The organism is Levilactobacillus parabrevis ATCC 53295 (assembly GCF_001434055.1).
Classification (GTDB): Bacteria; Bacillota; Bacilli; order Lactobacillales; family Lactobacillaceae; genus Levilactobacillus; species Levilactobacillus parabrevis.
Genome location: NZ_AZCZ01000108.1, coordinates 1 through 566, shown reverse-complemented (window position 1 = coordinate 566; position 566 = coordinate 1). Strand labels below are relative to the sequence as shown.

General features: G+C 49.0%; 1 protein-coding gene and 1 pseudogene. Both read left to right on the top strand.

Going from position 1 to position 566, the window contains the following annotated elements; all coding sequences use genetic code 11:
- Positions 1–350: pseudogene (locus FD07_RS12690) on the top strand (transposase); the annotation flags it as partial.
- A gap of 1 nt (position 351) precedes the next feature.
- Positions 352–566: transposase (locus FD07_RS12685; RefSeq protein ID WP_235804808.1), on the top strand; the 215-nt coding region annotated here is incomplete at both ends.

Sequence of the window (566 nt, the reverse complement as noted above, 5' to 3'; positions counted from 1 at the left end):
CTTTAATACGCAAACTATTCCAAGCTATCAACGCCAAACGGATGGTTTAGAAGCCACGGTTGTCCAGCTCTACGAAAAAGGGATTACCACTAGTGAGATCGCGGATTTGATTGAGAAAATGTATGGTGCTCATTACACACCACAAACGGTTTCAAACCTCACGAAGGTCGTTGACCAACAGGTCAACGCCTTCAAGACGCGCCCTCTAGCGAGTCGTTACGCAGTCATTTATGTGGACGCAACATACTTACCTCTGCGCCGGGACTCAGTGGCTAAAGAAGCCGTGCATATCGCCATTGGCATTCGACCAAATGGTATGAAAGAGGTCCTAGCATACCAAGTCGCTCCAANTCAGCAGCGTGGTGTAAAAGAAGTCCTCTTATTCGTGGCCGATGGCTTAGTCGGCCTTACCAACACAATTGGTGACCACTTCCCTAAGGCTAAGCTCCAGCAGTGCCTGATCCACGTCAGTCGGAACATTGAAGCTCACGTTCGAACTAAGGACCGACAAGAGGTCCTTAACGACTTCAAACTGATCCATCAAGCAGCTACCATGGACGACGCAA